This is a genomic window from Comamonas composti DSM 21721, assembly GCF_000429845.1.
GTDB classification, from domain to species: Bacteria; Pseudomonadota; Gammaproteobacteria; order Burkholderiales; family Burkholderiaceae_C; genus Comamonas; species Comamonas composti.
Map to the genome: position 1 here is coordinate 224,843 of NZ_AUCQ01000007.1, position 19,801 is coordinate 244,643.

20 protein-coding genes and 1 tRNA gene are annotated in these 19,801 nt (G+C 62.2%); 11 read left to right on the forward strand and 10 right to left on the reverse strand.

Translation table 11 applies throughout. The features are described from left to right. Positions 1-16: 16 nt before the first annotated feature. The 6 genes from G486_RS0107590 (at position 17) to G486_RS0107615 (ending at position 5,194) form a co-directional block, all read left to right on the forward strand. Positions 17-442 carry a DUF934 domain-containing protein gene (locus G486_RS0107590; RefSeq protein WP_027015004.1) on the forward strand — a complete coding sequence of 142 codons (426 nt, stop codon included), beginning with the start codon at positions 17-19 and terminating at the stop codon, positions 440-442. Next, positions 439-1,074, forward strand: a complete 636-nt coding sequence (locus tag G486_RS0107595; RefSeq protein WP_027015005.1) for a phosphoadenosine phosphosulfate reductase domain-containing protein — start codon at positions 439-441, stop codon at positions 1,072-1,074. The genes G486_RS0107590 and G486_RS0107595 overlap by 4 nt, the downstream gene beginning before the upstream one ends. Before the next feature lie 156 nt (positions 1,075-1,230). After that, the gene (gene cysD / locus G486_RS0107600; protein ID WP_027015006.1) at positions 1,231-2,163 is read left to right on the forward strand and encodes a sulfate adenylyltransferase subunit CysD; all 933 of its coding nucleotides are present in this window, start codon (positions 1,231-1,233) and stop codon (positions 2,161-2,163) included. An 84-nt stretch (positions 2,164-2,247) separates the two neighbouring features. Then, entirely contained in the window at positions 2,248-3,624 is a 1,377-nt protein-coding gene (locus G486_RS0107605) for a sulfate adenylyltransferase subunit 1 (RefSeq protein ID WP_027015007.1), read from the forward strand. 164 nt (positions 3,625-3,788) lie between these two features. Then, positions 3,789-4,118, forward strand: a complete 330-nt coding sequence (gene fdxA / locus G486_RS0107610; RefSeq protein ID WP_027015008.1) for a ferredoxin FdxA — start codon at positions 3,789-3,791, stop codon at positions 4,116-4,118. Positions 4,119-4,138: 20 nt separating this feature from the next. After that, positions 4,139-5,194 carry an NAD(P)/FAD-dependent oxidoreductase gene (locus G486_RS0107615; protein WP_027015009.1) on the forward strand — a complete coding sequence of 352 codons (1,056 nt, stop codon included), beginning with the start codon at positions 4,139-4,141 and terminating at the stop codon, positions 5,192-5,194. Between the two features lie 11 nt (positions 5,195-5,205). Here the strand turns inward: G486_RS0107615 and G486_RS0107620 are convergent, their stop codons facing one another. Further along, entirely contained in the window at positions 5,206-6,576 is a 1,371-nt protein-coding gene (locus G486_RS0107620) for a GGDEF domain-containing protein (RefSeq protein WP_027015010.1), read from the reverse strand. A 217-nt stretch (positions 6,577-6,793) separates the two neighbouring features. On the opposite strand from G486_RS0107620, the gene G486_RS21750 reads away from it, so the two are divergent. Next, positions 6,794-7,045, forward strand: coding sequence for a hypothetical protein (locus tag G486_RS21750; RefSeq protein WP_027015011.1), 252 nt, complete (start codon positions 6,794-6,796; stop codon positions 7,043-7,045). A 40-nt stretch (positions 7,046-7,085) separates the two neighbouring features. Here the strand turns inward: G486_RS21750 and asd are convergent, their stop codons facing one another. Continuing rightward, a complete protein-coding gene (gene asd / locus G486_RS0107630; RefSeq protein ID WP_027015012.1) occupies positions 7,086-7,931 on the reverse strand; it encodes an archaetidylserine decarboxylase in 846 nt (281 codons plus the stop codon). Between the two features lie 192 nt (positions 7,932-8,123). On the opposite strand from asd, the gene G486_RS0107635 reads away from it, so the two are divergent. From G486_RS0107635 to xth, 4 genes are all read left to right on the forward strand, one after another. After that, entirely contained in the window at positions 8,124-9,314 is a 1,191-nt protein-coding gene (locus G486_RS0107635; protein ID WP_027015013.1) for an HPP family protein, read from the forward strand. Between the two features lie 208 nt (positions 9,315-9,522). Then, on the forward strand, positions 9,523-9,771 hold the full coding sequence (gene infA, locus G486_RS0107640) for a translation initiation factor IF-1 (protein WP_027015014.1): 249 nt from the start codon (positions 9,523-9,525) through the stop codon (positions 9,769-9,771). Positions 9,772-9,850: 79 nt separating this feature from the next. Further along, a tRNA-Pro gene (locus G486_RS0107645) sits at positions 9,851-9,927 on the forward strand. 361 nt (positions 9,928-10,288) lie between these two features. Then, on the forward strand, positions 10,289-11,065 hold the full coding sequence (gene xth, locus G486_RS0107650) for an exodeoxyribonuclease III (protein WP_027015015.1): 777 nt from the start codon (positions 10,289-10,291) through the stop codon (positions 11,063-11,065). An 18-nt stretch (positions 11,066-11,083) separates the two neighbouring features. On the opposite strand, the gene G486_RS21755 is transcribed toward xth, so the two are convergent. From G486_RS21755 to G486_RS0107695, 8 genes are all read right to left on the reverse strand, one after another. Next, positions 11,084-11,893: a hypothetical protein gene (locus tag G486_RS21755; protein ID WP_245587267.1), complete on the reverse strand. Its 810-nt coding sequence runs from the start codon at positions 11,891-11,893 to the stop codon at positions 11,084-11,086. A gap of 161 nt (positions 11,894-12,054) precedes the next feature. Continuing rightward, on the reverse strand, positions 12,055-13,578 hold the full coding sequence (gene ntrC / locus G486_RS0107660; protein WP_027015016.1) for a nitrogen regulation protein NR(I): 1,524 nt from the start codon (positions 13,576-13,578) through the stop codon (positions 12,055-12,057). A 54-nt stretch (positions 13,579-13,632) separates the two neighbouring features. After that, complete coding sequence (gene glnL / locus G486_RS0107665; RefSeq protein WP_407059791.1) at positions 13,633-14,721, reverse strand: nitrogen regulation protein NR(II); 1,089 nt, start codon at positions 14,719-14,721, stop codon at positions 13,633-13,635. Positions 14,722-14,748: 27 nt separating this feature from the next. After that, positions 14,749-15,267, reverse strand: a complete 519-nt coding sequence (locus G486_RS0107670; protein WP_027015018.1) for a hypothetical protein — start codon at positions 15,265-15,267, stop codon at positions 14,749-14,751. A 165-nt stretch (positions 15,268-15,432) separates the two neighbouring features. Beyond that, entirely contained in the window at positions 15,433-16,848 is a 1,416-nt protein-coding gene (gene glnA, locus G486_RS0107680; RefSeq protein ID WP_027015019.1) for a type I glutamate--ammonia ligase, read from the reverse strand. 200 nt (positions 16,849-17,048) lie between these two features. Further along, complete coding sequence (locus G486_RS0107685) at positions 17,049-17,870, reverse strand: competence/damage-inducible protein A (protein ID WP_027015020.1); 822 nt, start codon at positions 17,868-17,870, stop codon at positions 17,049-17,051. A gap of 53 nt (positions 17,871-17,923) precedes the next feature. Then, positions 17,924-18,796 (reverse strand): EI24 domain-containing protein, encoded by an 873-nt coding sequence (locus G486_RS0107690; protein WP_027015021.1) that lies wholly within the window; start codon positions 18,794-18,796, stop codon positions 17,924-17,926. 14 nt (positions 18,797-18,810) lie between these two features. Then, positions 18,811-19,791 (reverse strand): sterol desaturase family protein, encoded by a 981-nt coding sequence (locus G486_RS0107695; protein ID WP_027015022.1) that lies wholly within the window; start codon positions 19,789-19,791, stop codon positions 18,811-18,813. Positions 19,792-19,801 lie beyond the last annotated feature (10 nt).

The following is a 19,801-nucleotide window of genomic DNA, read 5'->3' on the forward strand; positions in this document are numbered from 1 at the left end:
CACAAGGACTTCCACCATGAACATCATTGCCGCCAACGCCCTTGCCGAAAGCGATGCGGGCGTGAAGACGCTCAAGATCGCCAACGATGCGGATCTTGCCGAGATCGCCACGCCCGAGGCCTTGCAAGGCCTCACGCGCATCGAGCTGGAGTTTCCCAAGTTCACCGACGGCCGCGCCTTCAGCCAGGCCGTGCTGCTGCGCCGCCGCCATGGCTTTGCGGGCGATATCCGCGCCACGGGCGATGTGCTCATAGACCAGCTCGTGCAGATGCAGCGCAGCGGCTTCAGCAGCGCCGTACTCGCCCCGGGGCTGGACGCGGATGCGGCCCGGCAGCAGTTGCAGCGCTTTGGCAGCTTCTATCAGGGCGACGCTCTGGAGCCGCGCCCGCTGTTTGCACGCCAGGCCGGCACCGCCACCACGCCCGCGCAGGAGGCCGCATGAGCCAGCTCGCCCCTGCTCTGGATCTGGAGCGCATCAACGCCAAACTCGGCCACGACGCAGCCGCCCTCGTGCAATGGGCTCTGGGCCTGGGCCAGACGTCCATAGTCACCACCAACTTCCGCCCCTTCGAGGCCGTGATCCTGCACCTGGTCACCCGGGTGCGGCCCGATGTGCCCGTGGTCTGGATGGACAACGGCTACAACACCGAGGCCACCTACCGCTTTGCCGACCAGGTGAGCCGCCAGCTGGGCCTGAACCTGCTCACCTACCTGCCGCTGCGCTCGCGCGCCCACCGCGAGGCCGTGGACGGACCCACGCCGGCCCTGGACGATCCCCGCCATGCGGCCTTCACCGAGGAGGTCAAGCTCGAGCCCTTTGCGCGTGCGCTGCGCGAGACCGCGCCCCGTGTCTGGTTCACGGCTCTGCGCGCCAGCGACAGCGCCGTGCGCGCGCAAATGCAGCCCGTGAGCGTCAATCCCGACGGGCTGATCAAGGTCGCGCCGCTGCTGCACTGGTCGTCCAAGGACCTGCACGAATACTGCGCAAAGCACGGCCTGCCCAACAACTTCGACTATGTGGACCCGACCAAGGGCGAGGAGCAGCGCGAATGCGGGCTGCATATCGTGCATTGAGATGCTCCCCCTGAGCGGCTGCGCCGCGGGGCGGCTCTTGCCCGGCGTCCCAGGGTGGGCCGTGCCAGTTTCTGGCGCCGCGCATGAAGACATCAAAAAATATAGCAGCCAGCGCAGTCCCTATAAGCGCTACAAACGATTTGAATGGAATAAGCCATGAACGCCCGTGTTGACAACTCCGTGCTCGGTCATTTGAGCAACCGCCATCTGGATGCTCTGGAAGAGGAAACCATTTTTGTGCTGCGCGAAGTCGCGGCCACCTTCGAGCGCCCGGCGCTGCTGTTCTCGGGTGGCAAGGATTCGCTGGTCATGCTGCGCTGCGCCGAGAAAGCCTTTGGCGCGGGCCGCCTGCCCTATCCGCTGCTCATGATCGATACCGGCCACAATTTTCCCGAGGTCACGGAGTTTCGCGACCGGCGTGCCAAAGAGCTGGGGGCCGAGCTCATCGTGCGCAGCGTGGAGGACTCCATGGCACGCGGCACGGTGCGCCTGGCCCATGCGGGCGAATCGCGCAATGCCCACCAGTCGGTCACCCTGCTCGAAGCCATAGAGGAATTCCGCTTCGACGCACTCATCGGCGGTGCACGCCGCGATGAGGAAAAGGCGCGCGCCAAGGAGCGCATCTTCAGCCACCGCGACAGCTTCGGCCAGTGGCAGCCCAAGGCCCAGCGGCCCGAGCTGTGGACGCTGTTCAACACGCGGCTCGCGCCCGGCGAGCATTTCCGCGTGTTCCCCATCAGCAACTGGACCGAGCTCGACGTCTGGCAATACATTGCGCGCGAATCCATCGACCTGCCCAGCATCTACTACACGCACCAGCGCGAGGTCGTGGAGCGCCGCGGCCTGCTCGTGCCCGTGACCGAGCTCACACCGCCACGCGAGGGCGAGAGCGTCGTCAGGCGCGACGTGCGCTTTCGCACCGTGGGCGACATCACCTGCACCTGCCCCGTGGAGAGCACGGCCGCCACGGCCGCCGACATCGTGCTCGAAACCCTGGGCGCCGAGGTCAGCGAGCGCGGCGCCACACGCATGGACGACAAGACCAGCGATGCCTCCATGGAAAAGCGCAAAAAGGATGGGTATTTCTAAAACGCCCCCTGCGCGGCTGCGCCGCGGGACGGCTCTTGCGCTACGGCCCTGACCTGGGTCGAGCCTGATCGTAGAAAGAATTCGATGACCGAAACTATTACTTCCATAGCTGCCAGCACAATACCAACAAGCGCTACAACCGATTTTTATGCAGATAACAGCTCGGCACTGCGCTTTATCACCTGCGGCTCGGTGGACGATGGCAAGAGCACGCTCATCGGCCGGCTGCTGGTGGACACGCGCACCGTGCTGCAGGACCAGCTCGCCGGCGTGACCAAGACCAGCGGCGCAGGCGACACCGTGGACCTGGCCCAGCTCACCGACGGACTCTCGGCCGAGCGCGAGCAAGGCATCACCATCGACGTGGCCTACCGCTACTTCGCCACCGAGACGCGCAAGTTCATCATCGGCGACGCGCCCGGCCACGAGCAGTACACGCGCAATATGGTCACGGCCGCGAGCAGCGCCGATGCGGCCGTCATCCTCGTCGATGCCACCAAGCTGGACTGGAAAAACCCCGAACTGCAACTGCTGCCCCAGACGCGCCGCCACAGCCTTCTCGCGCACCTGCTGCGCGTGCACTCCCTGGTGTTTGCGGTCAACAAGCTCGATGCCGTGGCCGATCCTGCGCTCGCCTTTGCCCATATCCAGACGGCGCTGCAGCGCTTCACCGCCCAGGCAGGCATCCAGGCTGCGGCCACGGTGCCGGTTTCGGCGCTCCAGGGCTACAACGTGGTCCATGCCGAGTCCGGCTGGGCCGGCTACGCGGGCCCGAGCCTTCTGCAGTTGCTCGAACGCCTGCCCAACACCCCGGCCGACAGGCATCTGGCCCTGGCCTTTCCCGTGCAATGGGTGGAGAAGTTCTCTTCCTCGGCCGACACCAGCCAGGGCCGGCGCGTGTTCTGGGGCCGCGTGGCTGCAGGCCAGGCCCGCCCGGGCGCAGCCGTGCAAATCCTGCCCAGCGGGCGGCTTGCCGTCGTCTCCCAGGTGCTCGACCATGCACGCGTGGCACGCGATGTGGGCGCAGGTCTTTCCGCAGGCCTGGTGCTCGACCATGAGGTCGATGTCTCGCGCGGCGACTGGATCGTGGCCGCCCCCGAAGTCCAGCCCGGCGCCAGCGAGTTCGATGCTCCCCAGAGCGTCTGGCCCAGGCAGCACGGAATCGTGGCCACCGTGGCCTGGATGGATGAGGAGCCCCTGGTGCCGGGTCGCATCTACTGGGCCCTGCACGGCCACCGCTGGATCAAGGCCAAGGTCAAGCACGTGGCCCACAACCTCAACATCAACACGCTGGAGCGCGAGCCAGCCAGCCAGTTGCAGGCCAATGCCATTGGCCGCGTGGAGCTGGTGCTGCAGGAGAGCATTCCGGCTGCGGCCTTCACCGAGTCACGCCAGTTGGGGGCCCTGATCCTCGTGGACACGGCCAGCCATGCAACCGCCGGTGCAGCCCTGCTGGAGTGAGCACAGCAGACCCTGGTCCGCACAGGGAAGCTGGCAAGACTTTGACCCAAGGCCCATAAACTGCACATTGCCATGCAGGAATGCCGCAGCCCCGGGCTCTGGGCCATGAAAAATCCTAGAATCCCGGCTGCAACCGAGATTCACCTCCTACAAGAACACAGCTCATGACTCACGTCGTCACCGAAAACTGCATCAAATGCAAATACACAGATTGCGTTGATGTCTGCCCCGTGGACTGCTTCCGCGAAGGCCCCAACTTCCTGGTCATCGATCCTGACGAGTGCATCGACTGCGCCGTCTGCATTCCCGAGTGCCCCGCAAACGCCATCTTTGCCGAGGAAGATGTGCCTGCAGATCAGCTGGCCTTCATCAAGCTCAATGCCGAGCTGACCGTGGCCAAGGGCTGGAAGAGCATCACCAAGCGCAAGGCTTCGCTGCCCGACGCCGACGACTGGAACGGCAAACCCGGCAAGCTCGACCTGCTCGAGCGTTGAGCCAAGCCGCTGCCCCCGCCATGTCGCAAGCGCCTGCCGCCCCAGCACCTGTGATGGAAACCGATGCGCTGGTCATAGGAGCCGGCCCCGTAGGCCTGTTCCAGGTATTTCAGCTCGGCCTGCAGGGCATGCGCAGCCATGTGGTCGATGCCCTGCCCCAGGCAGGCGGACAGTGCGTGCAGCTTTATGGCGACAAGCCGATCTACGACATCCCCGGCATTCCCGTGTGCACGGGCCGCGAGCTCGTGCAGCGGCTGCAGCAGCAGATTGCGTATCTGGGCAGCGAATGGCATCTGGGCCAGCAGGTGGCCACGCTCTCGCGCCTTGAGGACGGCCGCTGGCTCGCGCAAACCACGGCCGGAACACGCCTGTCTGCGCGCTGCGTCTTCATTGCCGCAGGCGTGGGAGCCTTTGTACCCAAGGCGCTCAAGATTCCGGGCGTGACCGATCTGGCCCCGGGCCAGCTTCATTACCACCCGGGCAGTCTTGAAATGCTCAAAGACCAAAGCGTCGTGGTGCTTGGCGGCGATGAGGATGCAGTGACCACAGCTCTGGCCTGCGCCGAACACGGCTCGGCCACCTATCTGATGCACCGGCGCGATGCATTCCAGGCCAGCGAGCCCTTGCTGCAAAAGCTGGCCGACCTGCGCGCCAGCGGCGCCGTCCAGGCTCTCATAGGCCAGCCCACCGAACTGCACAGTGCCACAGGGCAGCTCACAGCCCTGCAATGGATGGATGGAGAAGGCCAGGAGCATCGCCTGCCCGTGCAGCAAATCCTGGCCTGCCTGGGCATCTCTCCACGCTTGGGTCCCGTGGCCGACTGGGGCCTGGCCATGGAACGCAAGCAGCTTTGCGTGAGCCCCGCGACCCAGGCCACGGACGCGCCCGGCATTTATGCCGCCGGCGATGTGGTCGCCTATCCAGGCAAGCTCAAGCTCATCGCCTGCGGCTTTCACGAAGCCACCATGGCGGCCTATGCCGCAGCCGAGTACCTCCAGGGCCAGAAGCCTCTGGTGCAGTACACGACCACCAGCGCCAGACTGCATGCCATCTTGGGCGTACAGCCTGACAGGTAAGTCCTGGCCCTCTACCCCTTGACCACCTGATTGCGCCCGTTGCGCTTGGCCTCGTAAAGCGCGGCATCCGCACGGCGCAGCGTGTGCTGGTAGTCGGGGTGGCCGTCGTGCAGGGCCAGGCCTATGCTGACCGTCACGTGGATCTTCCTGCCCGAAGGCAGCTGAAAGGGCTCACTTTGTACCTGGTCATGCACGCGCCTGGCCATGACCATGGCCTTGTCCTGCTGCACATCGACCAGCAGCATCAGAAACTCCTCGCCGCCTAGCCTGAAGACATAGTCGCCGCCTCGGCATGCATGGCTGAGGCCGACGGCAAGCTGCTGCAGCACGGCGTCCCCCGCCTCATGGCCGTACTCGTCGTTGATGCGCTTGAAGTGATCCACATCGATGGCCAGCAAGGCAAAGCTGCTGCGCTTTTCGCGGCAGTAGGCCACTTCCTTGTTCAAAATCACGGGCAGGAATTTGCGGTTGAGCAGATTCGTCAGCACATCCCGCCCCGCATCCGCATCGCGGCTTTGCTCGAACAGGCCGTCGAGCAGCATGGCCAGGGTGCGCGTGCGCTCACGCAGATCGCGCAGGCCGTCCAGGCGCTCGCCAGCCTCCTTTGCCAGGCCCAGACGCGGCAGCAGTTGCTTGTCCACGCCATCCATGATCTCCAGGATTTGCTGGCTCTCGGGTGCGCCGGCAAACGCATGCGCACCCTTGTGACGAAACCACAGACCGAACTCCGAGCTGGACAAGGTTCCCAACGGATGCCCCTGGGAGCCCGAGGCCTGATCGAACAGCAGCTGATTCTCCCAGTCCAGCAGGGCCGCGCGCTGACGCTCGCGCTCGGCGCCTACGCTATAGGTCGCGGCATGCAGCCGGTAAGCCTCCTGGGCCTTGGAGCTGCTGTCGTGTGAACGGTGATAGGCTTGGCCCATGATTTCCATGCAGAAGTCCACCACGCAGAAAGCCCAGTACATGGCCTGCAGACGCTCGCCCTCATTCAGCAAGGCCTGCGCCCTGAGCAAGGCGGCAAGGCCCTGCTTGAGGCTGCGCACGCCGCGCAGCACCAGGAACATGGGCACATCAAGACGCGCATGCACCTGGCCCACATGGATCTGCTGGTTCACGACCTTCTCCAGCCCCGCCTGGTCATGAATCGAAAGCACGGAAGCCACCCAGTTCGTCATGGACTGGTGCAGGCGGGTGCGCACCTGCTCGTGGTTGAGCAGCTTGGAGGCAGCCTCGTCCTCCAGCATGACGTCATAAAAGTGCGTCGCCAGTTGCGCCGCATGGTCTTGTCCAAGCGCCTGTACTCGTTTCAGATTGTCCGGGGATTCACTTTGCTGAAGGCGCCACCACTGGGCCGCCAACGCTTGGGGAGAGATGAAAGGCATAAGAGACAAGGGAGAGATCCGCGGCCCGGGAAAGAGACAATCCATGGAACGGGCTGTGCATGGCGCTGCGGATTCTGCCCCACGGGTAACAAACGTGCCGACCCGGGGCATATGCCCTCCAAGCCATACAGGAGAATCCTGGCCTCCTCGAGCTTTAGTTCCCAGACGGCCCGCCGATAGGAAAAACAACGCCTTTCACTTTCTTCAAGCAAAGCCTATGGAAACCGCCACTGAAGCCACAGCAACCGAAGCGCGCGGCGCAACCTTTCTCATGCCGCTGTTCAAGCCTGGCATCGAGGTCACGCAAAACGGCCGCCGGGAAAAGATCAGCCACGTCATACTGAGGCGGCGCGAGCTCATGGTCTATCTGATAGGCCATGAGGACCCCGTCAAACCCAACCAGCTGCTTCTGGCCCCAAGCCTGTTCACCACAGAGCGCCGGCCCGAGCAGTTGCACTGGTATCTGTAGCCGAGGGGCGTTGGCCCCCAGGCCGGAACCGATGGCCGTCCTAGCTTTCGGCCATCAGCTGGCCCAGACGCACACCATGGCCATGTGTCCAGGCTGTATTGAAGCGCATGGCGCATGCGGATGGGAACAGCATCACCACGGTGGAGCCCAGCTGAAAGCGCCCCATTTCCTGGCCCTGCTCCAAAACGATGGACTGGTCCGCATAGCCCCACTCCTGCACGCGCCCCGGCCGTGGCGGATTGACCTGTCCATGCCAGACCGTGCTCATGCTGCCCACAATGGTGGCGCCCACCAGCACCAGGGCCATAGGACCATGCGCGGTCTCGAACATGCAGACCACGCGCTCGTTGCGTGCAAAAAGACCTGGCACGTTGCGCGCCGTGACCGGATTCACCGAAAACAGATCGCCCGGCACGTAAATCATGCGTGTGAGCCGGCCCGCGCAAGGCATGTGGATGCGGTGATAGTCCCTGGGGCTCAGGTAAATGGTCGCAAAGAAACCGTCATCGAATGCGCTTGCCAGACGGGCATCGCCTCCGAGCAGGGCCGCTGCGCTGTAGCGATGGCCCTTGGCCTGAAAGATCTGGTCGCCCTCGATCACGCCGATCTGGCTGATCGCGCCATCCACCGGACAGACCCAGGGCGCCTGGGCCAGCGGCCTGGCGCCGGGCTTGAGGGCCCGCGTGAAAAACTCGTTGAAGCTTGCATAGGCCGTAGGGTCGGAATCCTCGGCCTCGCTCATATCCACGCCATAACGGGCAATGAAACGCTTGATCACGGCCGTGGTCAGAGCGCCTGCGCGTGCCTGGGCCAGGTGCCCCATCAAGGCGGTCAAGGCCTGCTTGGGCAGCAGGTACTGGGAGAGAACGGCAATTCGATCAGACACTCTGTATTTCGCTTCAGGACAGGATGAGGAGGATGCTGCGGCGCATTCTATAGCCAGCCTACAAGACCAGCCCGGCCACTCTCCGGCCCTGGCGCATGCCTTTGAGGCACATGAAGACAGAAATCGCCGCATGCCGCCAAAATACCCATCATCCAATGCAAGCCAAGAGCGCACGCCCCCGGCGCATCTTTCATGACCGCAGTCCCGCCCCCTTCTCCTTCCGACCCGGATGCCACGGCCCTGAGCTCATCGCCTTCGCGCGCCCTGTACTGGCTGCGCAATTTCCTGCCGCCGCCCGTGGGCACCGACTGGCGCGAAGGGCTGCGCATGTCCTTCGGCATTGGCCTGGGGCTGCTGATCACGGCCTTGATCAGCCGCTGGTGGGGCGGAGCCCATGCGCATGCCGACTGGATGATGGCCTCCATGGGAGCCAGTGCGGTACTGGTGTTCGGCATGCCCGCCAGCCCCCTGGCCCAGCCCTGGCCGGTACTTGCGGGCAGCCTGACCTGCCTGCTCACCGGCACCCTGTGCGAAGCCCTGATTCCCGATACGGCCCTGGCACTGGCAGCCGCCACCGGGCTTTCGGTGGCCATCATGGTCGCACTGCGCTGCTTTCATCCGCCAGGCGTAGGTCTTGCGAGCTTTGTGGTACTAGAGCATGCGCCAGGCATGGAGCTGGTGCTGTTCCCTGCACTTTTCAACATCGTCGTGCTGCTGGCCAGCGCTGTCGCCTATAACCTGCTCACAGGCCGGGCCTACCCTCACCCCCAGCGCAGCCACGGACGCCTGCCACAGAGCGGTCAGTTCATAGACGCCGACCTTGATGCTGCCCTCACGCACTACAACCAGGTGCTCGACATCAGCCGCGCCGATCTCGAAGGCCTGCTGCACATGGCCGGCCGTGCGGCCTTTCAGCGCACGCTGGGCGATCTGCATTGCGCCGCCGTCATGTCCAAGCCCGTGTTCGCCGTAGAGCCCAAGGTCACACTCAAGGACGCCTGGGCCCTGATGCGCAGCGAGCAGGTCAAGGCCCTGCCCGTGATCGGTCCGGAACACCAAGTCATTGGCATCGTCACGCATGCCGATTTCGTGCGCAATGCCAAGCTTGACACCCATGAAGGTCTGGGCCAGAGGCTCAAGAACCTGGTCACGGGCAAGGGCAAGACTGCGCAGAGCGTGGCTGACATCATGTCAGAGACAGTTCAAACCGCGCACACCGGGCAACCCGTGATTGAGCTCGTCCCCTTATTTTCCTCAGGAGGCCATCACCACCTGCCTGTTCTCGATGCTCAGAACAAGCTGGTAGGCATCATTACCCAAACCGATTTAATTCGTGTGCTGGCCGCTACAGTTGCGCCTTCTTCTACACGCAGCGAATCCTGAAACGCTACAATTAAAAGGTTTAAATGTTGGCAGACAAAGGTCTGCCACACTTCGTTTGAACCGGCCTTTTCGTTCGCTTGTACATGGTCTGCGCCTTCACGCAGCGCCTACCCCGCCTGTCACCCATGACTGCCCCTCTGCGCAGCAAAGTGATGCAGGTGGTCTTTGACGAACCAATGCCGCAGACCTGTTCGAAAGACTGAATAACATGGCCAAGGAAGAACTGATTGAAATGCAAGGCTCCGTCACGGAAGTCCTGCCCGACTCGCGCTTTCGCGTGACCCTGGACAATGGGCACCAGCTCATTGCCTACACTGGCGGCAAGATGCGCAAGCACCACATCCGCATTCTGGCAGGCGACAAAGTGTCGCTGGAGATGTCGCCCTACGACCTGACCAAGGGCCGTATCACTTTCCGCCATCTCGCCAACCGTGGCCCGGCTCCGAGCTCACGCTGATGGTAACAAGCATTGTTTACCCAAACTTTTATAAGTTTGCCTAAACAGCTCTGTTTTTAAGATTAGAATAGCGGATTGTCGGAGCGTAGCGCAGCCTGGTAGCGCATCTGCTTTGGGAGCAGAGGGTCGCGAGTTCGAATCCCGCCGCTCCGACCATTGATATCAAGGGGTTAGCTCTTCTGGAGCTAACCCCTTTTGTCTAACCAGATCCAGCTTTCAATCATGCAAAGCTCGTACGCATATTCAAAGCGTGCGTCCAAGCTCCTAATCCATGTCGGCCTCGCCTGGCTTCACAGGCATGATCCTCGGGCAAAGAGCAGCCCCCAACAGCACAGAACACAGCGTCTTCACCTGTGGCGCAAAATGCCTTGGGCATGGATGCTCGAACACTGCAGCGCGGCCCCATGACCGTAACCGGCGACAAAGTAGGTGCTTCGCAAGCAGGCACGCTTAAACCTGAGACACCAGAAACAGAAGACCTGCCGTCAACCGCCTTCAACAAGGGATTTTTACAGAAATGAAAATTGCCACCTGGAACGTCAACTCTCTGTCCGTGCGCCTGCCCCAGGTGCTGGCCTGGCTTGAGGTCAACCCCGTGGACGCACTCGGGCTGCAGGAGCTCAAGCTCATCGACGACAAGTTTCCACACCAGGCCTTTGAAGAAGCCGGCTACCACGCAGCCTGTCACGGACAGAAAACCTATAACGGCGTAGCCTGGTTGTCGCGCAGCCCATTGAGCGCCGTAGTGCGCAACATTCCCGGCTTTGATGACGAGCAGGCACGCATCATCGCAGCCAGTGTGGATTCACCCCAAGGCCCGGTGCGCCTGATCAATGGCTATTTCGTCAACGGTCAGGCTCCCGGCAGCGAAAAATTCGCCTACAAGATGCGCTGGCTCCAGGCCTTGCACGACTGGATCAAGACCGAGCTGGCCACCCATGAGCGCCTGGTTCTGGTTGGCGACTTCAATGTGGCTCCCGAAGACCGCGACTCCTTCGACCCCGTAGGCCTCAAGGACACGATTCACCACACACAAGAGGAACGCGCGCATTTCCAGGCCCTGCTGGATCTGGGTCTGACTGACGCCTTTCGCATGTTCGAGCAGCCTGAAAAAAGCTTTTCGTGGTGGGATTACCGCATGCTGGGCTTTCAAAAGAACCGTGGCCTGCGCATAGACCATATTCTCGTGAGCCAGGCGTTGCAAGACAGCGTCAGCGCCTGCAGCATAGACCGCGCGCCCCGCAAGAACTCCCAGCCCAGTGACCATACACCTGTGGTGGTGACCCTGGGCTGAGTCGCCTGTCGACATCCATCACGGTATATAACCGCGCAGCCAGTGAATGGCCTCCATATGCCCTCTGAGCATCAGTGCCTGGCGCTGCAGGATTTCTCTGAGCTGCCTGGGCATCTTCTCCTTCTCCGCAGCCTCATAGGCCTTGAGCCATTTGTATTGGCAGGCTTCGGCCTGATCCAGCAAATAGTGAGTGCCCCCCCCCTTGCCTCTCCAGACTTCCCAGAAGGATTGACGTAACAGCCCCCGACTGGAACGCATGGGCAAGGCTACACCACCATGCAGGACAATCGCCCTCTCCAGATCGTCGACCAGGGTCTGACTGGCATTGAAATGGCGCGCCAGCACCTGCCCCATCAAACCCTGAGGCATGGGGGTGATGCACTGGCCCAGTCGCTTATGAGCATGGCGCCCCACGACCAACACGGCATTGAGCACAGCCGTGGCTGAAAGGCTCAAAAGCCTGTCCTGCTGGCTTGCTGGCAGCAACGGTGACCGAGCCTGCAGCCATGAGGCACGCGCAGCATCCCGGACCTCATGCCACCCCAACAGGCTTGTGCCATGCAGTTGCTCCCAGCACGCTTGCAGCAACTCCTCGACCTGTTCGAAACTTTGCGCTCCGTACTCCGGCGCCAGCGCAGCCTTGTGTCCCAGAAGATAGGCCGGCCGGTATTGGTCGTAGCCGCGTCCAGCCACGAAATAAGGCTCGCTGAAATAGCGTCCGTGCCAGTGGGCATCGACCAGGTCGGCCAGATTGCTGTTTTGCGCAGACCGGGGGCGAGCACCCGCAGGCCCGCTCCTGCTCCAGAGTTGCGAAAGAAATGTGCGCACGACAAGACATGGGTTTGGATTGGGGTTCGGACAGTGTGGACAAAGCTTGGCGCCGCCTTCGTCGGTCCAGCCAGCCAGGCCTTGTAGGAAACCGTCACCACTTCAGTGGTTTATCTGGCCTGCAAGCCAAGGCGCGAGAAATTCTGCCTACTCCAGCGTACTCAGCCTTGGTCTGTATCTTCCTCGATGCCAAGCTCCTGGAGTTTGCGCGTAATCGTGTTTCGCCCTATGCCCAGGCGCTGTGCAGCCTCTACGCGCCGACCATGAGTAATCGTCAGAGCCGAGCGTATGAGCTGGGCTTCGAAGCGGCGAGACATCTGCTCCCAGACATCGGTCTGGCCCTTTTGCAAAAGCTGCTGCACTTCCCGGCCCAGCCACAACACCCAGTCCGGTGACATACCCTCAGGCGGCGACTGAGCGGGCATATCCTGTCCTGCCAGCCCCTCTTTGCCTTGCTCCCGACTCAATGGATCACCAGGAGCCGTGCCAGCCACGGGGCCCGGCCCAACCTTTTCCAGCACCTCTGGTGGCAAATCCCTGCCCGAGATCAACTGCGCCGGCGCCATGACGGTCAGCCAATGACAGATGTTCTCCAGTTGGCGCACATTGCCTGGAAAGTCAAAGTTCTGGAGCCGCTCCATGGCATCACTTCCCATGCGCTTGGGCTCGACCCCCAGCTGGCGTGCACTTTGCTGCAGAAAATGGCGTGTCAGCATGGGCACGTCTTCCCGGCGCTCGCGCAGCGCGGGCAGGCGCAGCCGGATCACGTTGAGTCGATGAAACAAGTCTTCACGAAAGCTGCCGCTGCGGACGCGTCGCTCCAGATCCTGATGGGTGGCGGCAATGACCCGCACATGAGCCTTGAGGGCCTGGTGGCCGCCCACACGGTAAAAATGCCCATCCGAGAGCACGCGCAGCAAGCGCGTCTGCAGATCGAAAGGCATGTCACCGATTTCGTCCAGGAACAAGGTGCCTCCCTCTGCCTGCTCGAAGCGCCCTCTTCTCTGGGCCTGGGCTCCGGTAAAAGCGCCGCGTTCGTGGCCAAACAATTCGGACTCGAGCAGGTCCTTGGGTATGGCGGCGGTATTAATGGCCACAAACGGCCCACCAGCCACGGGAGAGTGCTTGTGCAAGGCCCTGGCCACCAGCTCCTTGCCCGCCCCGGATTCGCCCGTGATCAGCACCGTGACCTGACTTTGGCTCAGACGCCCGATGGCGCGAAAGACATCCTGCATGGCAGGAGCCTGGCCCAGCATCTCGGCCTTGAGCGGTAACTGCGCTTCGGCTACATCCTCGCGCAGACTCTCCTCCATGGCTCGCCGGATCAGCTCCACGGCCTTGGGCAGATCGAAAGGCTTGGGCAGGTACTCGAAAGCACCGCGCTGAAAGGCAGAGACCGCGCTGTCGAGGTCGGAGTAGGCCGTCATGATGATGACCGGCAAGCCTGGCTGCCGGGCTCTGATCTGCTCCAGCAACTCCAGCCCCGAACCACCAGGCATGCGTATGTCGCTGACCAGCACCTGGGGCGGTTGGCGCTCGGGGTCTTGCCCATCGACCTCGGACAAGGCCGTGAGTACATCACGTATCTGGGTAAAGCTGCGCGTACTCCAGCCCTCGCGCCCCAGAGCTTTTTCCAGAACAAATCGTATGGAAGGGTCGTCATCGACGATCCAGATCGGCTTCATTGGCAGTCCTTCCTAAATGTGCAGCATTGAGACTGCAGGCCTTCGCACCAGACATCAAGGCAGGGGAATGAGGATGCGAAAGTCCGTGCGCCCTTGCTGGCTATCGCATTCGATCAACCCTTGATGGCGCTGCACAAACGTCTGTGCCAAGGTCAGCCCGAGTCCGGAGCCTCCATCCCGTCCCGACACCAGAGGATAGAAAATACGCTCCTTGATGGCATCGGGTACGCCCGGCCCGTTGTCGATGACATGCAATTCCAGTGCCAGCCTATAGCGCTGGCGACCAAAAGTTACCTGTCTTGCCACACGCGTACGCAGCACGATCTCGGCATCCCCCTCGGCCATGCGCTCTCGCAGCGCCAGGGCTGCGTTCTGCACGATGTTGAGCACAGCCTGTATCAGCTGGGAGCGATCTCCACGAAACTCGGGAATGGAAGTGTCGTAGTCACGCACGATACCCAGTCCTGAAGGGAACTCAGCCAGCACCAGGGTACGCACATGTTCGCAAACCTCGTGGACATTGACGTCGCTCACATGATGAGGGTGGCGGTGCGGGGCCAGCAGCCGATCAACGAGAGCCTGCAGGCGATCAGCTTCGTGCACGATGACTTCCGCATATTCCTGCAGCTCCGGCAAAATCAGATCCATCTGCAGCAGCTGGGCTGCCCCGCGTATGCCTCCCAGGGGATTCTTGATCTCATGCGCCAGGTTGCGGATCAGCTCCTTGTGCGCCTGAGCCTGTTCGCGCAAGCGCTCCTCGCGATCCTGACGCACCTGCTGCTCCAATGGCCATAGCTCGACCAGCACATGACCCACAGGCTCGATCACGGAGACAGTGACGTGGACAGGCAGAGCCTCCGCCGCACTGCGGCGCAGGCTGGCCTCGAATCTCAGGGCCGCAAAATCGTTGTCGCGTGCACCGCACAGCGCCTTGTCCAGCAAGGTCGGTTCCATGAAGCACACGGCAAGGTCGCTACCCTCTAGAACGCGCCGGGAAAGACCCAGGGCATTTTCCAGTGCAGCATTCGCAAACTGCACCGCGCCCGATGCATCGAGCACGGCTGCCAGCGTGCACAGCAGATCCAGGGCCTGATAGGAAGAGCCCGGAACCTGTGCCGAAATGTTTCTGGAGCCAGGCATCATGGCTGGGCTCCCGGGCCTGCCGGTCCCTTAATTGGCGCCACTGGGGGCTGGCAGGCGATCGATCTCGCGCCGAATGCCCGCGACATCGCTTTCCTGCCGCGCAATACTCGCCTTGAGCTGCTCCACACGCTCGAGATAGCCCTGGGGATTGCGTAGCTCCAGCGCCGTGCGCTGGGGATTGCCATCGTTGTACTCCTGCTTGAGTTGGGCCAGCTTTTCCTGGGACTTGGTGAGTTCTGCGGTCAAAATTGCACGCGCATCGGCATCACGCGCACGCTGGGCATTGTTGTCAACCTTGGCCGCAGCTGGCCCCGATGATGCGGCTGCTGGTGTAGAGGCCGAGCCCGATGAGGCCCTTGCCGCCGGCGGCTTGGCCCCCCCCCCATGAATCACGGTGACATGACCGCCATCAACGGGCTTGCAGCCCTTGGCCTTGGCCTGGGAGGCGTTGTTCGTATATTCGTTGCCGCAGCGGTAGATCACATCCTGCGACCAGGCCCCTGCAGACAGCAGGGGCAGCAGCAGCGACAAAAGCAGCTTGTTCATTCCATACCTTTGGGAAGGTGTCGGCAAAAACCCGACGATAGGGGCGAGTATCGCCTCTTGAGCTGCCTGGCATGCGATTTCCTGAGCAGATCATCTTCTTTTGCAGAAAAGCATCCATGGAAATGAAGAGCCAAAAGGCGGCCTGGGCCGCCTTTTGAAGTCGCCTTACAGCGAGAAGTACATGTCGTACTCGACAGGATGCACGGCCTGGCGGTAACGCGTGACCTCGCCCATTTTGAGCTCGATGTAGGCGTCGATCATGTTGTCGGAGAACACACCGCCCTTGGTCAGGAAGGCGCGGTCTGCGTCCAGCGCGTCCAGCGCTTGATCCAGGCTGTGGCACACCGTGGGCACCAGCTTGTCTTCTTCGGGGGGCAGATGGTAGAGATCCTTGGTAGCGGCTTCGCCCGGGTGGATCTTGTTTTCCACACCGTCCAGGCCGGCCATGAGCAGGGCCGAAAAACCCAGATAGGGGTTCATCAAGGGGTCGGGGAAGCGCGCCTCCACGCGGCGGGCCTTGGGGTTGGCCACGTAGGGGATGCGGATCGAGGCCGAGCGATTTTTGGCCGAGTACGCGAGCTTAACCGGAGCCTCAAAACCGGGAACCAGGCGCTTGTAGCTGTTGGTGCCGGGGTTGGTGATGGCATTCAGCGCGCGGGCGTGCTTGATGATGCCGCCGATGTAGTACAGCGCAAAATCCGACAGGCCTGCATAGCCATCGCCTGCAAACAGGTTCTTGCCGTCCTTCCACACCGACTGGTGGACGTGCATGCCCGAGCCATTGTCGCCCGGATAGGGCTTGGGCATGAAGGTCGCCGTCTTGCCATAGGTGTTGGCCACGTTCCAGATCACGTACTTCATGACCTGGGTCCAGTCGGCCCGCTCGACCAGGGTCGAGAACTTGGTGCCGATTTCGTTCTGGCCCGCGCCGGCCACCTCATGGTGGAAGACTTCCACGGGAATACCCAGCTGTTCGAGGATGAGCACCATTTCGGCACGCAAATCCTGGGTGCTGTCCACGGGAGGCACGGGAAAGTAGCCGCCCTTGGTGCGCGGACGGTGCCCACGGTTGCCGGTATCGAACTTGGCACCCGTGTTCCAGGGAGCTTCGTACTCTTCGATTTCGTAGAAGGTGCTGCCAGGCTCGGTATTCCAGCGCACGCCGTCAAAGATGAAGAACTCGGGCTCGGGACCGAAATAAGCGGTGTCCCCCAGGCCCGAGGCCTTGAGATAGGCTTCGGCGCGCTTGGCCACGGAGCGGGGATCGCGGTCATAGGCCTTGCCATCGCCGGGCTCGATCACGTCACACTGCAAAAACAGCGTGGTCTCTTCGAAGAAGGGATCGATATTCGCCGTGCTCGGGTCAGGCATGAGTTGCATGTCCGAAGCTTCGATGCCTTTCCAGCCTGCAACCGAGGAGCCGTCGAAAGCATGGCCCGAGGCGAACTTGTCCTCGTCGAAGTGCGACAGCGGCACCGTGACGTGCTGCTCCTTGCCGCGGGTATCGGTAAAACGCAGATCCACGAATTTGACTTCGTTGTCCCGCACCATTTCCATCACATCTGCAACGGTCTTAGCCATTAGATCTCTCCTGCCAATCTGGCTGATCAAACATATGAAAAACTCTAAGCAGCTTGCGTGCCAGGCTGAATCAGCCCCGATGCAAGCCTTTGTTTTTGCAGCCAGCGCTCTGGCAGAACCACAGCCGCCCAAAAACAAGAGGCCGCCTTCAAGGCGGCTCATTCACTAAATTGGTGCAAATTGTCGCACCAAGCAAGCCCCTAAATCGTGCGAACCACTTCAGGACCCAAACTTGCACCAAAAGAGTGCAAGCCTTCAAGCAAGGTCGGCCAAGCCTTGAGCACGGCGTTGACCTCACCCTTCACTCCCAGCTCGATATGCCGGCCATGCCTGTCATCATCCACGCTGGGCAGGCTGAATACCTTGACACCGGGATGGTCGCGCTCGATGGCGACCATCAACGGAGTGAGTGCAGCCTCCATGCCGCCATAGACAATGACTGAGTGCTCTTTGTGCTGCGTGCTGTGGAAGTACGCCGCATACCGCTGATCCAGCACCCATTCGGCCATGGGCCATGCCATGACCGGAAAACCCGGCATGAAATGCACCGTGCCGCCGCCCTGGCCTGTGCAGGAGAACCCCGGGATCTTGTTGTAGACGTTGGGAATGATGCGTGCCCCTACGGGGAAATTTCCCATCTGCAGGCGGTGCACGTTGTCGGGCCGCTGGGGCTCGTAGGGCTGGCTCTCCTTCTCTGCCACATCCCGCATGCGTTCACGGATCAGGGCCACGGCCTCAGGGTGCAAGTCCAGGGGCACGCCCAACGCCTCGGCTGCACATTGGCGCGTGCGGTCATCGGGCGTGGCGCCTATGCCGCCGAAGCTGAACACCACCTGGCCCGAGGAAAATGCGCGACGCAGGGCATCGGTGATGCGCTGCTCGTCATCGCCCACATATTCAGCGAAGGACAGTGACAGGCCGCGAGCGCCCAGCAGCTCTATGAGCTTGGGCAAATGCTGGTCTGCGCGTTTTCCCGAGAGGATTTCGTCTCCGATGATGAGAGCACCAACTGTGAGCTTCATGGTGTTTTTCTAGTGCAAAAATCTGGCCTGGAGGGCGGCCGCCCGTGTATGTCTCAGGGCAGGAGTGTATTCCCTGCGCCGGGAGCAAACGGAACCACGGGTGCCTGCGGCGGCTGGGGCAGCTCCTCGCGCATGCTCTCCAGGGCCGAAAGGCAGAAGTGCGAGAACCAGAGCGAAGAGAAGGCGAACACCAGCGCATAAATCCAGATGGCCAGGGGAATCAATACCCAGAACGCTGCCAAAAACACCACGCCCGAGGCCCAGACGATGGCCGGCGCCGCTCCCAGATAGCCACAGATCACGCCTATGAGCATGAGCGCATAACGGTGCCGCAGAAACAGTGCGCGCCGCTCGGGCCGGCTCGCATGGGCGGCCAGGGCATCAAAGGCCATGACCCGGTAGGTGAGCCAACCCCAGATCAGCGGCGGAATCACGACCACCAGGGGCGGAACAAACCATAGCGGAATGGAAACGACCAGCGCGATCAGTGCGATCAGCGAAGAGCCCGAGGACCAGGCCAGGCTGGCGAGCAACGAGCCCCCATGCTTGCGCTCCAATTGAGGGAAGCGTTTTTGCGCCACCAGCTCGACGAGTGCCGGCGTCATGCACAGCGCCACGAGCAGCAACGCCACCACCACCAACACGGGCGCCACCGCCAGCACCACCAGCACAGGAGCGACCAGGGCAGGAGCCGACTGCACGCCATGGCCTTGCAGCCAGGTCCACAGCATGTGCAGCCAGCCCGCGCCCTGAAGCACCCCTTCGGTCCAGATCACGGCATCGGCCCAGAAAAAGTAACCGAGCCCCCAGGCCATGGCTGCCATGAGCAGCAAGGGGAACAGGGACCAGACAATCACCCGCCTATGCAGGCAATACGCCATGGCACGCCAAAAGGAGTCGAGTAACAAGCCCATGCCAGCAAGCATACCCAAGCCAGTCGTCAAGCGCGACCTATAAGCCGCATCAAACCCTGCCATTGCTGCGCCCAGAACCCTTGTCCATAGTCGCGCAGCCGGCCCCCGGCATCGGGCTGGACCTGGTCGCGCACGCCTGTGGGGTCATAGCGCAGCTCGAAGTTGGCCGTGCCGAAAAGCATGTCCCACCAGGGAAGGAGCACGCCAAAGTTGTTGCCGCGCGCCTTTCGGTTGCGAACCGGGGCCATGGGCTCATGGCCTATGCCTATGGCATGGTGGCGACGATGAAAACGTGGACTGATCCACAGACGCTCGCCCACAGGGCCGAACCACAGCCGCAGGTTGGCATGCTGCAGGCTTTCACTGAGTTGGGTAAAAGCCACGATGACCACGAACTGGCTCGGCGCCACGCCGATGAACTGGGCCACGAGGACGACGATGGCATCGCGCAGCACATCATCGAGCAAGTGGTTGCGGTTGTCGCTCCAGACCGTCATCTGGCGCTGGGAGTGGTGCAGGGAGTGCAGCTTCCACCACCAGTCCAGACCGTGCTGGCCACGATGAATCCAGTAGTCGAGAAAATCGAAGACCACGAGATACAGGACAAGGCTCACCCAGGCCTTGTCGGTCACACCGGGCCACAGGTCGTCGAGATGCATGCCCGGCAGGCCCCAGACATGCAGCCGCCCCATGAGGGCGTCCCACAGCGGCTCCAGCGTGAAGAACAGCGCCAGCCGGAACACGCCCAGTCTGTGGATCAGCGTATAGAGAATGTCCACGCGCACCGCGCGCCGGTCGATCAGCGCCTCCACCGGGCGCCAGCGCTGCAACGGCACGATCAGCAACACCATGACGAGAATCTGCAGCAGCCCCACGAGCAGCCAGCCCGTGGCCCCATAGGCATCCTCGATCAAGCTCGCCAGCCCGAGCTTGAACAGCAGGGGCTGGACCACCGCCTCGAACAGCCGCTGCTGGGCCTCGCCAAACACCTGAGTCCACCATTGCACATCTGCCTCC

Excerpts from the sequence above, each read along its gene's own strand:
- cysD (WP_027015006.1), top strand. The coding sequence starts at position 1,231 with ATGAACGCCCGTGTTGACAACTCCGTGCTCGGTCATTTGAGCAACCGC.
- G486_RS21750 (WP_027015011.1), top strand. The coding sequence starts at position 6,794 with ATGGAAACCGCCACTGAAGCCACAGCAACCGAAGCGCGCGGCGCAACC.
- G486_RS0107685 (WP_027015020.1), bottom strand. The coding sequence starts at position 17,870 with ATGAAGCTCACAGTTGGTGCTCTCATCATCGGAGACGAAATCCTCTCG.
- G486_RS0107595 (WP_027015005.1), top strand. The coding sequence starts at position 439 with ATGAGCCAGCTCGCCCCTGCTCTGGATCTGGAGCGCATCAACGCCAAA.
- G486_RS0107620 (WP_027015010.1), bottom strand. The coding sequence starts at position 6,576 with ATGCCTTTCATCTCTCCCCAAGCGTTGGCGGCCCAGTGGTGGCGCCTT.
- fdxA (WP_027015008.1), top strand. The coding sequence starts at position 3,789 with ATGACTCACGTCGTCACCGAAAACTGCATCAAATGCAAATACACAGAT.
- G486_RS0107605 (WP_027015007.1), top strand. The coding sequence starts at position 2,248 with ATGACCGAAACTATTACTTCCATAGCTGCCAGCACAATACCAACAAGC.
- G486_RS0107670 (WP_027015018.1), bottom strand. The coding sequence starts at position 15,267 with ATGAACAAGCTGCTTTTGTCGCTGCTGCTGCCCCTGCTGTCTGCAGGG.
- infA (WP_027015014.1), top strand. The coding sequence starts at position 9,523 with ATGGCCAAGGAAGAACTGATTGAAATGCAAGGCTCCGTCACGGAAGTC.
- glnA (WP_027015019.1), bottom strand. The coding sequence starts at position 16,848 with ATGGCTAAGACCGTTGCAGATGTGATGGAAATGGTGCGGGACAACGAA.
- G486_RS0107690 (WP_027015021.1), bottom strand. The coding sequence starts at position 18,796 with ATGCTTGCTGGCATGGGCTTGTTACTCGACTCCTTTTGGCGTGCCATG.
- xth (WP_027015015.1), top strand. The coding sequence starts at position 10,289 with ATGAAAATTGCCACCTGGAACGTCAACTCTCTGTCCGTGCGCCTGCCC.
- glnL (WP_407059791.1), bottom strand. The coding sequence starts at position 14,721 with ATGATGCCTGGCTCCAGAAACATTTCGGCACAGGTTCCGGGCTCTTCC.
- ntrC (WP_027015016.1), bottom strand. The coding sequence starts at position 13,578 with ATGAAGCCGATCTGGATCGTCGATGACGACCCTTCCATACGATTTGTT.
- G486_RS0107635 (WP_027015013.1), top strand. The coding sequence starts at position 8,124 with ATGACCGCAGTCCCGCCCCCTTCTCCTTCCGACCCGGATGCCACGGCC.
- G486_RS0107615 (WP_027015009.1), top strand. The coding sequence starts at position 4,139 with ATGTCGCAAGCGCCTGCCGCCCCAGCACCTGTGATGGAAACCGATGCG.
- G486_RS0107590 (WP_027015004.1), top strand. The coding sequence starts at position 17 with ATGAACATCATTGCCGCCAACGCCCTTGCCGAAAGCGATGCGGGCGTG.